Raw genomic sequence first — 14030 nt, forward strand, 5'->3', positions numbered from 1 at the left:
GGCGAACGCCCCCTAAGCGCTCACCGCAATCACCGTACGATCAAGTCGAGATCATGGCGGGAAAGCGGCTTGGGTGCGGTTTCGGTGGTCAGATAGGTACGACCCAGCGTCATCGCGGTTTCGGTTTCCGAATCCATGATGATCATGTGGGCGAACAAAGTCATATTCGGCGCGATCGGCTCGGTATTGCCTTGGTAGAACATCGGCATGTCCATCCAGGACGGGGCGAAGCGCGCGCCGACGGAGTAACCGCATGCGTTGAGCCTGTGCTTGGTCAGTCCATGCACTTCCAGCGCCTTGGCGTGCGCATCGAAGACGTCGCCGAATGTGTTGCCCGGCGTCATCGCCTTTTCGACAGCAAGAAGTGCGGCAAGCGACGCGTCGTAAAGCTCCTGATGGCGCGTGGAGACCTTGCCGGTGAGGGCGGTGCGCATCATCGGGGCATGGTAGTGATGGAACACGCCGGCCCATTCAAGCGTCAGCTGGTCGTTCTTGTTGAGCTTGCGGCGACCGGCCTTGTAGCGGCAGAGCAAAGCGTCGACGCCCGAGCCGATGATGAATTCGTTGGCCGGATAGTCGCCGCCACCAGTAAAGATCGCGCCCTGCATGGCGGCCAGGATCTTGGCTTCGTCGCCGCCTTGCTTGATCAGCGGCAATGCCGCATCGAGCGCATCGTCGGCGAGGCTTGCGGCCTTTTCGGTCTTTTCGATCTCGGCCGGGCTCTTGAACAGGCGCAGGCGCCCGACGATGCCGGATGCATCAACGATCTGGCCAAAAGTCTGGAGCTGCTCGTCAAGCCTGCGGCCGTTGAAGGCGGTGAGGCCGTGGGTGTCGTATTCGACACCGACGCGCGCGCCGAGCAGGCCAAGGTCATTGAGCAGGTTGCGCAGGTCGAGCGTCGGGTTGGCGTTGTCGCGGTCGGTCCACAAAACGATGTTTTCGATGATCGAGGTGTGGCGCGCCTGGCGCAAATCGGCCGAGCGCGTCAGAAGCGTCATCGAGCCATCAGCCATGACCACCAGCGACTGGAAGAAGCAAAAGCCGAATGTGTCGTAGCCGGTCAGCCAGTACATGCTTTCCTGCGCGAACAGCACGATGGCGTCGAGCTTCTTTTCGGCCATCTCGATCATCAGCCGGTCGCGGCGGGCGTCGAATTCGGTTCGTTCGAAATGCAGCGCCATGCTCTCAGTCCTCCAGTGCAATTGCCGAAATCTGCCGTCCGTAATCTGCTTCCTTGCGGTGCGTGGTGCGCCGGTAGGAATAAAAAAGCTCTTCTTCCGCATAGGTGCAGCGGTTCAACGCCTCAGCAGTAACGCCGGCGCGGCGCAGCCGGTCGACGGTGTAGAGGTTGAGGTCGAACATCGAATGGCCTGGATTGGCCGAGGGTGCGAAATAACGCGCATTGCCGGCATCAGCTTCCAGGAAGCGGGCGACGAATTCCGGGCCGACCTCGTAATTGGCGGCACTGATCGAAGGGCCGAGCACGGCAAGGATGCGCTCGCGCCGGGCACCGAGGCTCTCCATGGCGATGACGGTGTTTTCAAGCACGCCTGTGAAGGCGCCTTTCCACCCGGCATGGGCCGCACCGATGATGCGCGCTTCAGGGTCTGTGAAAAGCACGGGGCCACAATCGGCCGACGAGGCGCCAAGGGCGATGCCGGGCCGGTCGGTGACGATGGCGTCGGCCTTGGGCCGATCGCCTGAAAACGGGCCGGTGGCAACGACCACGTCGGGCGAATGGACCTGGTAGAGGCTGAGTAGATGGTCTGCCGGTACGCCCATCCAGCTGGCGACGCGGCGGCGGTTTTCGATGACCCGTGCCTTGTCGTCGTCGGAGCCGACGCCGATGTTCAAGCCTTCGTAGATGCCTTCGGAGACCCCGCCGATGCGGGTGAAATAACCGTGGCGGATGCCATTGGCCTCCGCGCTGGCGAGCAAGTTGGACCGGATCGGATCCGGTTTCGAGTCGTTCAGCATTGCCGCCTTGTCTTCTCCGGGTGCGATTTCGTCAAGGCCAAGCCTGACATCGCCGACCCCTCTTGCTGTTGCGAGCGCGGACAGTGGGGCAGCGGCAAGCTCGCTGTCAACTGACGGTCGGGAAGGGAAGTTTTGTGCCAGCGGGTGCGACGGCGATCACCTTGAACAAGGCGCCCATGGCGTCCGGGCCTGCAAGCCGCTCGACCTCGGATCGGATTTTTTCGCGCGCCGCGTCGTCCGCATTCGCGCCAAGCTTGCCGGCGCGTTCGAGCAGGCCCAGAGCAAGCAGGAATTCGCCTTGCGTCGCCAGATGGGCGTCGAGGCCGTGGGCTTTCGCTGCGATGCCAAGGGCGGAAAAGTCGACATGCGAGGTGAGGTCCGCTTCGCCAGGTGTTGCAAGCACGTCTTCGTATCGATGTTTGCGCAGCGCTTGCAGCGTGTCGCCAATGCCGGGGCTGAGATGGCCGTAGTCGAAGAACAGCCCGGCGCCGCCCTGAGCAGCGATACGCTCTGCAATGGCTTCCATGGTCGCTGTCCGGGCAGGGGCGAATTCGAAGATCGAGCCTTCAGGCGCGTCTGCTGCCTCGGCGGGCATGAGTGCCACCTCGATGGTTGCTGGGCCCGCCACGAAAACAAGCTCGCCCGCCTCGTTGATGCCGATGGAGCGCTCGCGCCATTCAGCGCCGATTTTGACGAACTGACGGGTCGGGATGGCGTCGAACAACTCATTGCCGACGATGAACAGTGGTGCGTCGGGCAGGGAGGATACCGTCTCGTGCCAGGCGATCTCTGCGCCGCTGGCGGCGAGGGTCTGCTTCTGGATTTCGCGCAGGCGCGGGCTGGTTTCGATCATGGCCACGTTGGGGAATGCCGCATCGAGCTTTTGCAGCACCCGCAGCATGTCCTTCATCAGCGTGCCGCGACCGGGGCCGATCTCGGCCAGCGTCGCATTTGTCGGCCGGCCTGATGCCTGCCATGCCGCGTAGAGCCAGACGGCGACGAGCTCGCCGAACATCTGGCTAATCTCGGGCGCGGTGGTGAAGTCGCCAGCCGCCCCGAACGGCTCCCGTGTCGTGTAGTAGCCGTCCGTGGGGTCGAACAGGCAGAGCGCCATGTAGTCGGCGACGCCTATCGGCCCCGACGCGGCGATCAGGCTTGTCATGCGCTGTTTGAGCGCGGTCATGCCGGCTTTGCGGCTTGGGTCACCGGCTTGGCCGACAGCATCGCCCACACGCCGATCAGCACCATTGGCACCGACAGCACCATGCCCATGGTCAGCCAGCCGCCCAGGAGATAGCCGATCTGCTGGTCGGGTTCGCGGAAGAACTCGACGAAGATGCGCGACAGGCCGTAGCCGCAAACGAAGGCGCCGGCGACGAAACGCGGTGTCTTCAGCTTCAGGCGCGAGTGGGTGAGGAAGCGCAATACGAAAAACAGCACCAGGCCTTCGAGCAGGGCCTCATAGAGCTGGCTCGGGTGGCGCAGGAACGGGCCGCCGGTGGGGAATTCGATCGCCCATGGCACATTGGTCATCCGGCCCCACAGTTCGGAATTGATGAAGTTGGCGACACGAACGAGACCCAGGCCGACCGGCACGCCAGCCGCAACGACGTCGATCAGCGACCAGACAAGGATGCCGTGCTTGCGGGCGAACAGGAACATGGCGATCGTCACACCCAACAGCCCGCCATGGAACGACATGCCGCCTTGCCAGACAGCGAAGATGTCGAGCGGATTGGCGATATATCGGGCGAGGTCGTAAAACAGGATGTAGCCGATGCGGCCGCCAAGCACGACGCCGACAGCCGCCCAGACGAGGAAGTCGTCGAGGGCTTCGGGCTTCATCGGCAGGTTGCCGTTCGGCCACAGGCGGGTGTTGGTCACCAGCCGCTTGCCGTACCACCAGGCAAACAGGATGCCGACGACATAACCCAGCCCGTACCAGTGGATGGCCAGCGGTCCGAGCTGGACGATGACCGGGTCGATGTTCGGAAAGGGCAGGGCTGCCAGGGGCAAGGCAAGGTATTCGCTCAAATCAGTCTCCAGGGCCGGCAATGCGGCGGACCATGCGGCAGGCTTTTGGCAGGGTCAAGGCAGGCAAGCCTGAGGTAACCGAGATGTCATTGCATGAGCAAATGGCATTTTTGCCGCGCCTTTTGGCTTTGCCATGGAGCTGCGATACCCTTGCATTCCAGGCCTTGCCCTACTACGTCGAATGGACAACGCGAGGGTTTGCCATGACGACCGGACCGAACCGCATTCTGGATGAGTTCGCCAAGCTGATGACCGATGCCGCAGGCGCCGCACAGGGCGTCAAGCGCGAGGTTGAAACCGCGTTCCGCTCGCAGGCCGAACGGGCGATGAATTCGCTCGAACTGGTGCAGCGCGAAGAGTTCGAAGCCGTCCGCGACATGGCGATCAAGGCACGCGCCGAGAACAAGGCGCTGACCGCCCGCATCGAGGCACTTGAGGCCCAGCTCGCTGGCCGCGGCAGCGAAAGCGACGACAAGGCCTCACCGGCGGCGTCGCCGAAGCCTCGTACAAAGAAATAATTCGTTAACTTTTCCACAAAGCGCCATCCGAAAAAGTGCTTTGTCGTGAATCGCTTACCGGCGCTTGATGAATCAACGCCGCAGCCTGTTTCCACATCCGAATGGGGTGGTGCGAAAAATTGGGCTGTTCACACGAGTCCTGATCAATACACTGAATTTGTTGCATGATTCGTAGCGGGGTCATGCACCCGGATGGAGCGGTCCGGCTGGGGGTATTGAGTCTGGCAGCGCTGGTCGTCCGAGTTCAAGAATAAGTTTGTTCGTCGTGTGTGCCCTTTGCGCGGAGCGCGATGGCGCTCCCGGAACGACAGGAAGCATTTATGGAACTTCTCGAACTCGAGTTCTCGCGCGAAATCCACCCGGTGGATGTTATCGAGCAGGTGGCTCACAACAACGACTGGTCGTTCGAGCGTGCCGGCGACGACGAAATCTCGATTTCGGTTGTCGGCAACTGGACCGAATACCAGGTCTCCTTCTCCTGGATGGAGGATTTTGAGGCATTGCATCTGGCCTGTGCTTTCGACGTGAAGGTGCCGGAAAGCCGCACGCTTGAAATTCTCAGGCTTTTGTCGCTGATCAACGAGCAGATGCTATTTGGCCATTTCGATCTCTGGGAGACCGAAGGCGCGATCATGTTCCGCCAGTCGCTGCTGCTTGCCGGTGGTGTCGAGCCGACCAGCCAGCAGGTCGAAGTTCTGCTGTCTTCGGCGCTCGAAGCCTGCGAATGCTATTTCCAGGCGTTCCAGTTCGTTGTCTGGTCGGGCACTTCGGCCAAGGACGCGCTGGCCAGCGTGCTGTTTGAAACGCACGGTAACGCCTGAGACTGCCCGATGAGTTCGCATGACGAGCGCAAGCCCGAGATCATCTTCGCGGATTTCGACAAGGTCGATATCCGCGCCGGCACGATCGTTGAGGTCGAGCCGTATCCCGAGGCGCGCAAGCCGGCGTTCAAGCTGAAGATCGATTTCGGCACCGAGATCGGCGTCAAGAAATCGTCGGCGCAGATCACCAAATATTATACGCCCGAAACACTTGTCGGCCGGCAGGTCTTCGCCGTCGTCAACTTCCCGCCGCGCCAGATCGGCAAGTTCATGTCGGAAGTGCTGACGCTCGGTTTTCCCGATGCAGACGGCGACGTCGTTCTCGGCGCCATCGAGCGCAAGGTGCCGGACGGCGGCCGGCTGTTTTAGGCAGCGTAAGCCGCGCGCACATTGTCCAGGAACATTTCGGCACAGGCGCTCCAAGTGTAGCGCATGGCGCGTTGGCGGGCTTCGAGCCGGTCGATCTTGAGCGCCGCAAGTGCCGCCTCGCGCAGATCCTCTGAAACCACGCCGCCCACACCATCACCAACGATGTCGATCGGCCCTGTCACCGGATAAGCCGCGACCGGCGTGCCGCTCGCCAAGGCCTCGATGATGACATTGCCAAAAGTGTCGGTGCGGCTCGGGAAGACGAAGACGTCTGATGAGGCGTAGATCTCGGCCAGTTCGTCGCTGGGCCGGCGGCCGAGGAAATGGGCTTGCGGATACTTCCTCTGCAACCTTGCCAGTTCCGGCCCGTCGCCGACCAGCACCTTGGTGCCAGGCAGGTCGAGGTCGAGGAAGGCCGGCAGGTTCTTCTCCACAGCGATGCGCCCGACGCAAAGGAAGATCGGCCGGGGCAGGTCGATCTCGGTCTTCTTGTCGGGGTGGAAGTGGTTGATGTCGACGCCGCGCGTCCAGGGCCTCAGTCTTTCGAAGCCGCGCGAGGCGAGATCGTCGGCGAGCGACTGGGTGGCGACCATGCAGCCCTGGCCGGAATTGTGGAAATTGCGCAGCAGCCCATAGGTCCAGCTCTCGGGCAGCGGCAGGCGGGCGCTGACATATTCGGGAAAGCGGGTGTGGTAGCTGGTGGTGAAGGGGCGCTTTTGGGCCAGGCAATAGCGCCGCGCCATCATGCCAAGCGGCCCCTCTGTGACCAGATGGATGTGATCGGGCCGCCGTTCCTCGATGATGCGCGCGACATTGCCGGGCGTCGTCAGCGCCAGCCTGATGTCGGGATAGGTCGGCATCGGCAAGGTGCGGAAGATGTTCGGCGTCAGAAAGTCGGCTTCGGCGTCGAACGCTTTCAGCGCCTCGGCGAGCCGTTCGAGCGTGTGGACCACACCGTTGATCTGCGGTTTCCAGGCGTCGGTGACCATCAGGATGCGCAAGAAATGTCTTCCCTGTTACCCGCGCCTAGCCAGCCAGCAATCACCAGGCAGGAATCAGCGGCAGTCCTGTTCGATGCGGCCGCCTTTGATCAGCTTTGCATGACGCGCCGATGACGGCGCCGCTCTTCGCAATTGCGAAGGTGGGGTCAGTTCTGCCCGAAGGGGCATTTTCTTTGAGACGATATTCCTGCCTTCGCGCGGGCCAGGGAATTCGGTCCTTTGATGAAAGGCCTCGCTTTGCCGAGGATATGGCCAAGCTTCGTAAGTCACGGAGCCAGCCAATTCCTCCCAACCGGCTTTAGCGAGAACCTGACATGACCGAGATCACCAAATCCCACCTTCATCAGCGATCGACCAGCCGGCGCACGGCACTTGCGGCGCTGCTTGCGTCCGTCGTCACCGTCATCGGCTTCACCTTGCCGCATCAGGCCTTGGCGGAAGACAAGATTGCGATCAAGGTTGGCATCATCTCCGGCGAGGACGAAGATGTCTGGCGCGTGGTGAAAGCCGAAGCCGCCAAGCAGGGGCTGACTGTCGAGACCGTCGTGTTCAACGACTACACCCAGCCCAACGAGGCGCTGGAGCGCGGCGAGATTGACGCCAACGCCTTCCAGCACCAGCCTTATCTCGACAACCAGATCAAGACCCAAGGCTACCACATTACCCCGGTGGGCTATACCGGCCTGTGGCCGATCGGGCTCTATTCGAAGAAGCACGCCAAGATCGAAGACCTGCCGGAAGCCGCTGTCATCGGCGTGCCCAATGACCCGTCCAATGAGGGCCGGGCGCTGCGCGTGCTTGCCAACACGGGCGTCATCAAGCTGAAGGATGGCACCGGCATCCTGGCGACCGTCACCGACATCGTCGAAAATCCGAAGAAGTTCGAGATCAAGGAACTCGACGCCGGCATCGTCGGTCGTTCGGTCGAAGACCTCGATGCCGCTGTGGTCAACACCGACTGGGCGCTGAAGAGCGGGCTGAGCGCTGACAACCGCATCTCGCAGGAGCCAGTCGCCGACAATCCCTACCGCAACTTCATTGCCGTCAAGACCGGCAGCGAGAACGAAGGCTGGGTCAAGAAGCTTGTCGCCGCCTACCAGAACGAGACCGTCAAGGCCGAGTTCGACCGCGTCTACAAGGGCACGGGCGTCGCCGCCTACTGATCGCCGCAAGGCTTTTATCTCCGGCGGCTCGCCCATTTGGCGGGCCGCCTTTCGCGTTCGAAGGGGATTTCATGACCCGGCATTTTGTCGCCATCGAAGGAACTTCGCCGCTTGTTGACGATGTCATCCGGCTTGTCGATCTCAAGCGCAGCTTTGGCGAAACGGCGGCGGTGGATGGCGTGTCGCTTTCGGTGCGCAAGGGCGAGATCCTCGGCATCATCGGCCGCAGCGGGGCCGGCAAGTCGACGCTGATCCGCTGCCTGAACGGGCTGGAGCGGCCCGACGCCGGGCAGGTGTTCATCGAGGGTCGCGAAATCACCGGTTTGAGCGAGCGCGAGTTGCAGCCGCTGCGACGGCGCATCGGCATGATCTTCCAGCATTTCAACCTGCTGTCGGCCAAGACTGTCGAGGAAAACGTCGCGCTGCCGCTGAAGATCGAGGGGCGGCCCCGGGTCGAGCGCCTCAGCCGCGCCGCTGAGCTGCTCGAACTCGTCGGCCTCTCCGACAAGGCCAAGGCCTATCCCGCGTCGCTGTCGGGCGGTCAGAAGCAACGTGTCGGCATTGCGCGGGCACTCGCCGCACGCCCGGCGGTGCTGCTTTCAGACGAGGCGACCTCGGCGCTCGACCCCGAGACGACGCGCTCGATCCTGTCGCTGCTCAAGGACATCAACCAGAAGCTCGGCCTGACCATATTGCTGATCACGCATGAGATGGAGGTGATCCGCAGCATCGCTGACCGGGTCGCCGTTATTGATGCCGGCCGTATCGTCGAGCAAGGGCCGGTGTGGTCGGTGTTCGCCGACCCAAAGTCCGAGGTGACGCGCAGCCTGTTGGGCGGCATCCGGCCGCAACTGCCGGAGCAGTTGGCCGCTCGGCTCCGCCCACGGGGACACGAGGCGATCCTGCGTGTCGACATTTCAGGCGAAGCGGCGCGCCGTCCGCTGTTGTCGGAGCTGGCGACGTCGATCCCAGGACGGTTTCGCCTGATCCATGGCGGCATCGATCATATCCAAAGTGAGCCAGTGGGCACTTTGTTTGTCGGCGCCGTCACTGAAACCGGCGGTACCGCCGCCGTGGTCGAATTCCTGAATGCCCTGAAAGCGCGGGTGGAGGTGCTTGGTTATGTCACAGACGATGTTTGATCTGCTGCTGCGCTCGCTGTGGGAAACCGTGCTGATGACGGCGGCATCGGGGCTGATCTCGCTCCTGTTTGGCTTGCCCCTCGGCCTCGCGCTTGTTGCCACCGACCGTGGCGGCATTGCGGAGCAGCGCTGGGTTAATCGCATTCTCGGAGCCGTGGTCAATGGCTTCCGCTCGGTGCCCTTCATCATCCTTTTGGTCGCGCTCATTCCGCTGACGCGGCTGATCGTCGGCACGTCGATAGGCACCTGGGCCGCGATCGTGCCGCTGGCAATTGCCGCCACGCCCTATTATGCGCGTATCGCCGAGGTGTCGTTGCGCGAGGTCGACCGTGGCCTGATCGAGGCCGTGCGCGCCATGGGCGGTGGCCGCTGGGCGATCATCCGCGAGGTGCTGGTGCCCGAAGCGCTGCCGGGCATCGTCGCCGGCTTCACAGTCACGCTGGTGACGCTGGTTGGTGCTTCCGCCATGGCGGGCGCCATCGGTGCCGGCGGGCTCGGCGACCTTGCCATCCGCTACGGCTACCAGCGTTTCGAAACGGCGGTCATGGTCGCGGTGGTGGTCGTTCTGATCGTGCTTGTCTGCGGCATCCAGTGGATCGGCGACCGGCTGGTGGCGCGGCTGGATCACCGCGCCTGACTTAGGCCGGCACGCGGATCATGGCGCGCAGACCGCCGAGCGGGCTGTCGCTCAGCTTGATGTCGCCGCCATGGCTGCGGGCGATGTCGCGGGCGATGGCCAGTCCAAGCCCGGTGCCGGTCGAATCGAGGTTGCGCGCCTCGTCGAGCCGATAGAACGGCTTGAACACCTCTTCGCGCTTTTCCTCGGGAATACCGGGGCCATTGTCGTCGACCATGACCACCAGCATGCCGCGATCGTGGATGGCCTTGACCTCGACTTCCTTGGCGTAGCGGAAGGCGTTGCCGACGACGTTCTGCAACAGGCGGGTGAAGGCGTTGGGGCGGACGTGCACTTCGGGCTCGCCGACCAGCGTCACCTTGAGCTTGCGCTTGCGCAGGCGGGCTTCCTCGCCAAGCTTGTCGAGATAGTTGGCAAGGTCGAAGCGTCCTGGGTCCTCCGACGCCTCGCCGCGGGCGAAGGCGAGATAGGCCTCGAGCATCGACTGCATGTCGTCGACGTCCTGGCTCAGCGCCTCGCGGTCGATCTTGCTGCCTGACAAAGCGAGCTGCAGCTTGAAGCGCGTCAGAATGGTGCGCAGGTCGTGGCTGACGCCGGTCAGCATCGCCGTGCGCTGGTCGATCTGGCGTTCGATGCGCTCGCGCATCTGGATGAAGGCAAAGCCGGCGCGCCGCACTTCCTCGGCTCCGCGCGGCCGGAAATTGGGCGGCATCGGCCGGCCCTTGCCAAAGCTTTCGGCCGCCTCGGTGAGCTGCAGGATCGGGCGGATCTGGTTGCGCAGGAACGGAATGGCGATCGTCAGAAGCACAAGCGACGTGCCGACCATCCACAACAGGAAGATGTGGGTGTTGGACGCATAGGCCTGGCTGCGGCGGACAAAGACACGCAGCACCTTGTCGTTGAGTTGGACGCGGACCTCGACGATGTTGGAATTGCCGACGGTGTCGAGCCAGAACGGCCGGTTGATCTGCCTGCGGATTTCTGTCGAAAGCGCCTGGTCGAGGATCGAAAAGAACGGCTTTGGCCCTGGCGGGGGCAGGGGATCGGGTGGTAGCAGGTCGATTTTCAGCTGCATCCGGTCCTGGGCGATGCGGATGATCTGGGCATAGTTGTCGGGCTGCGGAAAGGTGTCGAGCAAATCGATGATGGCGGCGATGTCGCGCGTCACCGCCTGCGACAGGCGCACCGTCACCGTCTGCCAGTGGCGCTCCATGAAGACGAAGGCGACGACCGACTGCAGCAGGATCATCGGCGTGATGACGATCAGCAGCGAGCGTGCGTAGAGCCGCTTTGGCATGTAGATCGACACCCGCCGCCAGAAGCGGTTCCAGCTTCTGGGCACAGCCGTCAGCGCACGCCAAGCGCGTGTGCCGAGACTGCCTCCGCCAGGCCGGTCCATGTCAGTGGTTGCCATCCGCCATTCCGTTCGCCACCGGCCGGATTGTGCTCCGGCCGGCTCGAGGCGATCCTATTCCACGCTGAGCCGATACCCAATACCGCGCACCGTCTGCAACCAGACGGGATTGGCCGGGTCGCGCTCGATCTTGCGCCGGAGGCGGTTGATCTGGACGTCGATTGTGCGCTCGCCGACTTCGGAATCGCCGGTGACAAGCTCATGGCGGGGGATGGTCTCGCCGGCGCGCGCGGCGAAGATGGCAAGAATTTCCTGCTCGCGGTCGGTAAGCTTGAGCGCTTCGCCGCCGCGCTTGAGTTCGCGGCGCGCGATCTGGAAGGTGTAGGGCCCGAACACCAGCTGTTCGGCCTTGGGCGTCGTCAACGGGCCGCCGCGCCGCAGGATGTTGTTGATCCTCAGGATCAGCTCGCGCGGATCGAAGGGTTTGGGCAGATAGTCGTCGGCGCCAGCCTCGAGGCCTGTGATGCGGCTATCGGTTTCCGATAGTGCCGTCAGCATCAGGATCGGCACGTCCTTCTCATTGCGCAGCGACTTGGTCAGGTCGATGCCGTTTTCGCCCGGCATCATCACGTCGAGGATGAGAAGGTCGAAATCGAGCCCGGCGAGCTTGCGCCTGGCTTCGTCGGCGTTGCCGGCGACAGTAACGCGAAAGCCGTTCTCGGTCAGATACTGCTTGAGCAGATTGCGGATACGCGTGTCGTCGTCGACGACGAGCAGATGCGGAGCATCGTCGCCCAGCGTGGCCGGATTGGCCGTCTTGTCGTTATTCTCCATGGTCTTTCCCCGGCGTGTTTCCGGGCAGATGATCAATCTGCGCCCTTAATTCAGGATTGACCATCGCCTTGAGGAATCGTTCGATCCAGGCGCGTTCGGTCTCTCCTGCGCCTTCCAGTGCCGCATCGATGCGGCGCGACTGTGGCCGCGCCAGCGCAAGCGTCAGCGTGCGGCCCTTGTGGGTGGGGTAGAGTTCGCGCTGGCGACGGTCGCGCGGCCCCTGGACCTGGACGATGTAGCCAGCGTCGATCAGTTGCTTGAGCACGCGCGCCAAGCTTTGCTTGGTAATCTTGAGCACGTCAAGCAACTCGGCCACCGTCAGCCCCGGCATGCGGTTGACGAAGTGCAGCACGCGGTGATGGGCGCGGCCAAAACCATACTCGGCAAGTATCTGGTCAGGGTCCGAGGTGAAGTCGCGATAGGCGAAATACATCAACTCGATGATCGAGAAGTCGATGCCCTCATCGGCCGTCACCGCGGTGCGGATCGGTTGGGCGGCTGCGCCGCTACGTTGTGCCATAGAATTCCTGTTCGTCAATTTATGTCAGCACTGTTGACATAAATTAGGTGCGATGGTAATTTTTGCCAAGCTTTTCGGCGGATTGCGAACGAAAAGGCAAGGTACGATGGTTTTTTCTGAAACATCGTGAGTTTGCTTTGGTATTCTAGCCCGCCTACGCTTTATCCAGCAGGCCCCTTACGGGCCATTAAGAACGACGAAACGATAGGCAGGCTCCCGCCTGCGGGAAGGTTTATTATGGCATCCGTTCCTTTCGACCAGCTCGATGGATTCATCTGGATGAACGGCGAGTTCGTCCAATGGGCCGACGCCAAGATTCACGTACTAACCCATGGTCTGCACTATGCAAGCGCGGTGTTTGAAGGTGAGCGCGCTTATGGCGGCGAGATCTTCAAGCTCACCGAACATACCGAGCGCCTGCATGAATCGGCCCGCATTCTTGGCTTCACCATTCCCTATTCGGTGAAGGTGATCGACGATGCCTGCCGCGAACTGCTGAAGAAGCAGGGCTTCAAGGACGCCTATGTCCGTCCGATCGCCTGGCGCGGCAGTGAGGAAATGGGCGTCGCCGCCCACAAGAACCGCATCAATGTGGCCGTCGCCATCTGGCAGTGGCCAAGCTACTTCGATCCGGCGCAGAAGCTGAAGGGCATCCGTCTCGACATCGCCGAATGGTGCCGGCCCGACCCGCGCACCGCGCCGTCGAAGTCCAAGGCTGCCGGCCTCTACATGATCTGCACGCTGTCGAAGCATGCCGCCGAGGCCAAGGGTTATGCCGACGCGATGATGCTCGATTGGCGCGGCCAGGTGGCAGAAGCCACCGGCGCCAACATCTTCTTCGTCAAGGACGGCAAGCTCCATACGCCGACGCCGGACTGCTTCCTGGACGGCATCACCCGCCGCACGGTGATCGGTCTTGCCCGCGATCGCGGCATCGAAGTGATCGAACGCGCCATCATGCCGGAAGAGCTGGCAGGCTTCGAGCAGTGCTTCCTGAGTGGCACGGCGGCCGAAGTGACGCCGGTTTCCGAGATCGGGCAGTACCGATTCGAGGTTGGCGAGATCGCCAGGACGCTGATGAACGATTACTCGGCGGCGGTTCAGCCCAAGCACGCGATTGCCGCTGAATAGTCAGCGAATTCAATAGCTAAGGATGGCAAGGGGGCGGTTTTAGAACCGCCCCCTTTGCTTTAGTAACGTCTCATTTGACTTTCGCGGATTTCGGCGTCTGATGTTGATGTCGGCATTCTGTGGGCCGGCATGCAATTTGGAGGGAATTGTTATGGAATCGCTTCTTCCGATCATCATACAGATTGTCACCGGCGTAATTGGTGGACAGGCAGTAGGCGCGGCCGTGAAGACGGCGGCGATGGGGCAGGTAACCAAGCTGATCGCCGGCGGCGTTGGCGGTATCGCTGGCGGCCAGATCCTCGGCAGCCTTCTCGGCGGCGCGGCTGATCCTGCAACGGCAAGCGCCATGAGCGGGATTCTGAGCAATGTGGTTGGTGGTGCTGGCGGCGGCGCCATCCTGACTGCGATCGTCGGCGCAGTCATGGGCGCAATGAAGAAGTAAGTTCGTTTCAGACAGAATTTGGATTGGGCGGCTTTGGCCGCCCATTTCATTTTTGGGGACTGCAAACGTCCTGAACGCAGTGGACGA

16 protein-coding genes are annotated in these 14030 nt (G+C 62.4%); 8 read left to right on the plus strand and 8 right to left on the minus strand.

Going from position 1 to position 14030, the window contains the following annotated elements; all coding sequences use genetic code 11:
* Positions 1-29: 29 nt before the first annotated feature.
* From AC1RTB_RS09685 to lgt, 4 genes are all read right to left on the minus strand, one after another.
* Positions 30-1181: a M24 family metallopeptidase gene (locus AC1RTB_RS09685; protein ID WP_492877572.1), complete on the minus strand. Its 1152-nt coding sequence runs from the start codon at positions 1179-1181 to the stop codon at positions 30-32.
* 4 nt (positions 1182-1185) lie between these two features.
* Positions 1186-1977: a peptidoglycan editing factor PgeF gene (gene pgeF / locus AC1RTB_RS09690; protein WP_492877571.1), complete on the minus strand. Its 792-nt coding sequence runs from the start codon at positions 1975-1977 to the stop codon at positions 1186-1188.
* Positions 1978-2083: 106 nt separating this feature from the next.
* Positions 2084-3160: a class I SAM-dependent methyltransferase gene (locus AC1RTB_RS09695; protein ID WP_492877569.1), complete on the minus strand. Its 1077-nt coding sequence runs from the start codon at positions 3158-3160 to the stop codon at positions 2084-2086.
* Positions 3157-4011 carry a prolipoprotein diacylglyceryl transferase gene (lgt, locus tag AC1RTB_RS09700; RefSeq protein ID WP_492877567.1) on the minus strand — a complete coding sequence of 285 codons (855 nt, stop codon included), beginning with the start codon at positions 4009-4011 and terminating at the stop codon, positions 3157-3159. Before lgt ends, AC1RTB_RS09695 begins: the two co-directional genes overlap by 4 nt.
* A 203-nt stretch (positions 4012-4214) precedes the next feature.
* Here lgt and AC1RTB_RS09705 point away from each other — a divergent pair, with 203 nt between their 5' ends.
* From AC1RTB_RS09705 to AC1RTB_RS09715, 3 genes are all read left to right on the plus strand, one after another.
* On the plus strand, positions 4215-4529 hold the full coding sequence (locus AC1RTB_RS09705) for an accessory factor UbiK family protein (protein ID WP_476802167.1): 315 nt from the start codon (positions 4215-4217) through the stop codon (positions 4527-4529).
* Positions 4530-4849: 320 nt separating this feature from the next.
* Positions 4850-5350, plus strand: a complete 501-nt coding sequence (locus tag AC1RTB_RS09710) for a type III secretion system chaperone family protein (RefSeq protein ID WP_214389781.1) — start codon at positions 4850-4852, stop codon at positions 5348-5350.
* A gap of 9 nt (positions 5351-5359) precedes the next feature.
* Positions 5360-5719, plus strand: coding sequence for a tRNA-binding protein (locus AC1RTB_RS09715; protein ID WP_492877564.1), 360 nt, complete (start codon positions 5360-5362; stop codon positions 5717-5719).
* On the opposite strand, the gene AC1RTB_RS09720 is transcribed toward AC1RTB_RS09715, so the two are convergent.
* Positions 5716-6720, minus strand: a complete 1005-nt coding sequence (locus tag AC1RTB_RS09720; protein WP_492877562.1) for a glycosyltransferase family 4 protein — start codon at positions 6718-6720, stop codon at positions 5716-5718. The two genes, AC1RTB_RS09715 and AC1RTB_RS09720, sit on opposite strands and share 4 nt — an antisense overlap.
* Positions 6721-7034: 314 nt before the next feature.
* Between AC1RTB_RS09720 and AC1RTB_RS09725 the strand changes: the two genes are divergently transcribed.
* The 3 genes from AC1RTB_RS09725 (at position 7035) to AC1RTB_RS09735 (ending at position 9662) form a co-directional block, all read left to right on the plus strand.
* Positions 7035-7883 carry a MetQ/NlpA family ABC transporter substrate-binding protein gene (locus tag AC1RTB_RS09725; protein ID WP_492877561.1) on the plus strand — a complete coding sequence of 283 codons (849 nt, stop codon included), beginning with the start codon at positions 7035-7037 and terminating at the stop codon, positions 7881-7883.
* Between the two features lie 71 nt (positions 7884-7954).
* Positions 7955-9025, plus strand: coding sequence for a methionine ABC transporter ATP-binding protein (locus AC1RTB_RS09730; RefSeq protein ID WP_492877559.1), 1071 nt, complete (start codon positions 7955-7957; stop codon positions 9023-9025).
* The gene (locus AC1RTB_RS09735; protein ID WP_492877558.1) at positions 9006-9662 is read left to right on the plus strand and encodes a methionine ABC transporter permease; all 657 of its coding nucleotides are present in this window, start codon (positions 9006-9008) and stop codon (positions 9660-9662) included. Before AC1RTB_RS09730 ends, AC1RTB_RS09735 begins: the two co-directional genes overlap by 20 nt.
* Before the next feature lies 1 nt (position 9663).
* Here the strand turns inward: AC1RTB_RS09735 and AC1RTB_RS09740 are convergent, their stop codons facing one another.
* The 3 genes from AC1RTB_RS09740 to AC1RTB_RS09750 are packed head-to-tail and all read right to left on the minus strand — an operon-like array spanning position 9664 to position 12370.
* Entirely contained in the window at positions 9664-11076 is a 1413-nt protein-coding gene (locus tag AC1RTB_RS09740; RefSeq protein ID WP_492877556.1) for an ATP-binding protein, read from the minus strand.
* Positions 11077-11130: 54 nt separating this feature from the next.
* Complete coding sequence (locus tag AC1RTB_RS09745; RefSeq protein ID WP_492877554.1) at positions 11131-11850, minus strand: response regulator; 720 nt, start codon at positions 11848-11850, stop codon at positions 11131-11133.
* A complete protein-coding gene (locus AC1RTB_RS09750; RefSeq protein WP_492877552.1) occupies positions 11840-12370 on the minus strand; it encodes a MarR family winged helix-turn-helix transcriptional regulator in 531 nt (176 codons plus the stop codon). The genes AC1RTB_RS09745 and AC1RTB_RS09750 overlap by 11 nt, the downstream gene beginning before the upstream one ends.
* A gap of 237 nt (positions 12371-12607) precedes the next feature.
* Here AC1RTB_RS09750 and AC1RTB_RS09755 point away from each other — a divergent pair, with 237 nt between their 5' ends.
* Positions 12608-13501, plus strand: coding sequence for a branched-chain amino acid aminotransferase (locus tag AC1RTB_RS09755; RefSeq protein WP_492877550.1), 894 nt, complete (start codon positions 12608-12610; stop codon positions 13499-13501).
* A 151-nt stretch (positions 13502-13652) separates the two neighbouring features.
* Positions 13653-13943, plus strand: a complete 291-nt coding sequence (locus AC1RTB_RS09760; RefSeq protein ID WP_492877548.1) for a hypothetical protein — start codon at positions 13653-13655, stop codon at positions 13941-13943.
* Positions 13944-14030: the final 87 nt, after the last annotated feature.

The sequence above is a fragment of the Aminobacter sp. GW821-FHT11F06 genome, from assembly GCF_058808215.1.

Coding starts and splice junctions, on each gene's coding strand:
- AC1RTB_RS09685 (WP_492877572.1), bottom strand. CDS start 1,181: ATGGCGCTGCATTTCGAACGAACCGAATTCGACGCCCGCCGCGACCGG.
- pgeF (WP_492877571.1), bottom strand. CDS start 1,977: ATGCTGAACGACTCGAAACCGGATCCGATCCGGTCCAACTTGCTCGCC.
- AC1RTB_RS09695 (WP_492877569.1), bottom strand. CDS start 3,160: ATGACCGCGCTCAAACAGCGCATGACAAGCCTGATCGCCGCGTCGGGG.
- AC1RTB_RS09705 (WP_476802167.1), top strand. CDS start 4,215: ATGACGACCGGACCGAACCGCATTCTGGATGAGTTCGCCAAGCTGATG.
- AC1RTB_RS09710 (WP_214389781.1), top strand. CDS start 4,850: ATGGAACTTCTCGAACTCGAGTTCTCGCGCGAAATCCACCCGGTGGAT.
- AC1RTB_RS09715 (WP_492877564.1), top strand. CDS start 5,360: ATGAGTTCGCATGACGAGCGCAAGCCCGAGATCATCTTCGCGGATTTC.
- AC1RTB_RS09725 (WP_492877561.1), top strand. CDS start 7,035: ATGACCGAGATCACCAAATCCCACCTTCATCAGCGATCGACCAGCCGG.
- AC1RTB_RS09730 (WP_492877559.1), top strand. CDS start 7,955: ATGACCCGGCATTTTGTCGCCATCGAAGGAACTTCGCCGCTTGTTGAC.
- AC1RTB_RS09735 (WP_492877558.1), top strand. CDS start 9,006: ATGTCACAGACGATGTTTGATCTGCTGCTGCGCTCGCTGTGGGAAACC.
- AC1RTB_RS09740 (WP_492877556.1), bottom strand. CDS start 11,076: ATGGCAACCACTGACATGGACCGGCCTGGCGGAGGCAGTCTCGGCACA.
- AC1RTB_RS09745 (WP_492877554.1), bottom strand. CDS start 11,850: ATGGAGAATAACGACAAGACGGCCAATCCGGCCACGCTGGGCGACGAT.
- AC1RTB_RS09750 (WP_492877552.1), bottom strand. CDS start 12,370: ATGGCACAACGTAGCGGCGCAGCCGCCCAACCGATCCGCACCGCGGTG.
- AC1RTB_RS09755 (WP_492877550.1), top strand. CDS start 12,608: ATGGCATCCGTTCCTTTCGACCAGCTCGATGGATTCATCTGGATGAAC.
- AC1RTB_RS09760 (WP_492877548.1), top strand. CDS start 13,653: ATGGAATCGCTTCTTCCGATCATCATACAGATTGTCACCGGCGTAATT.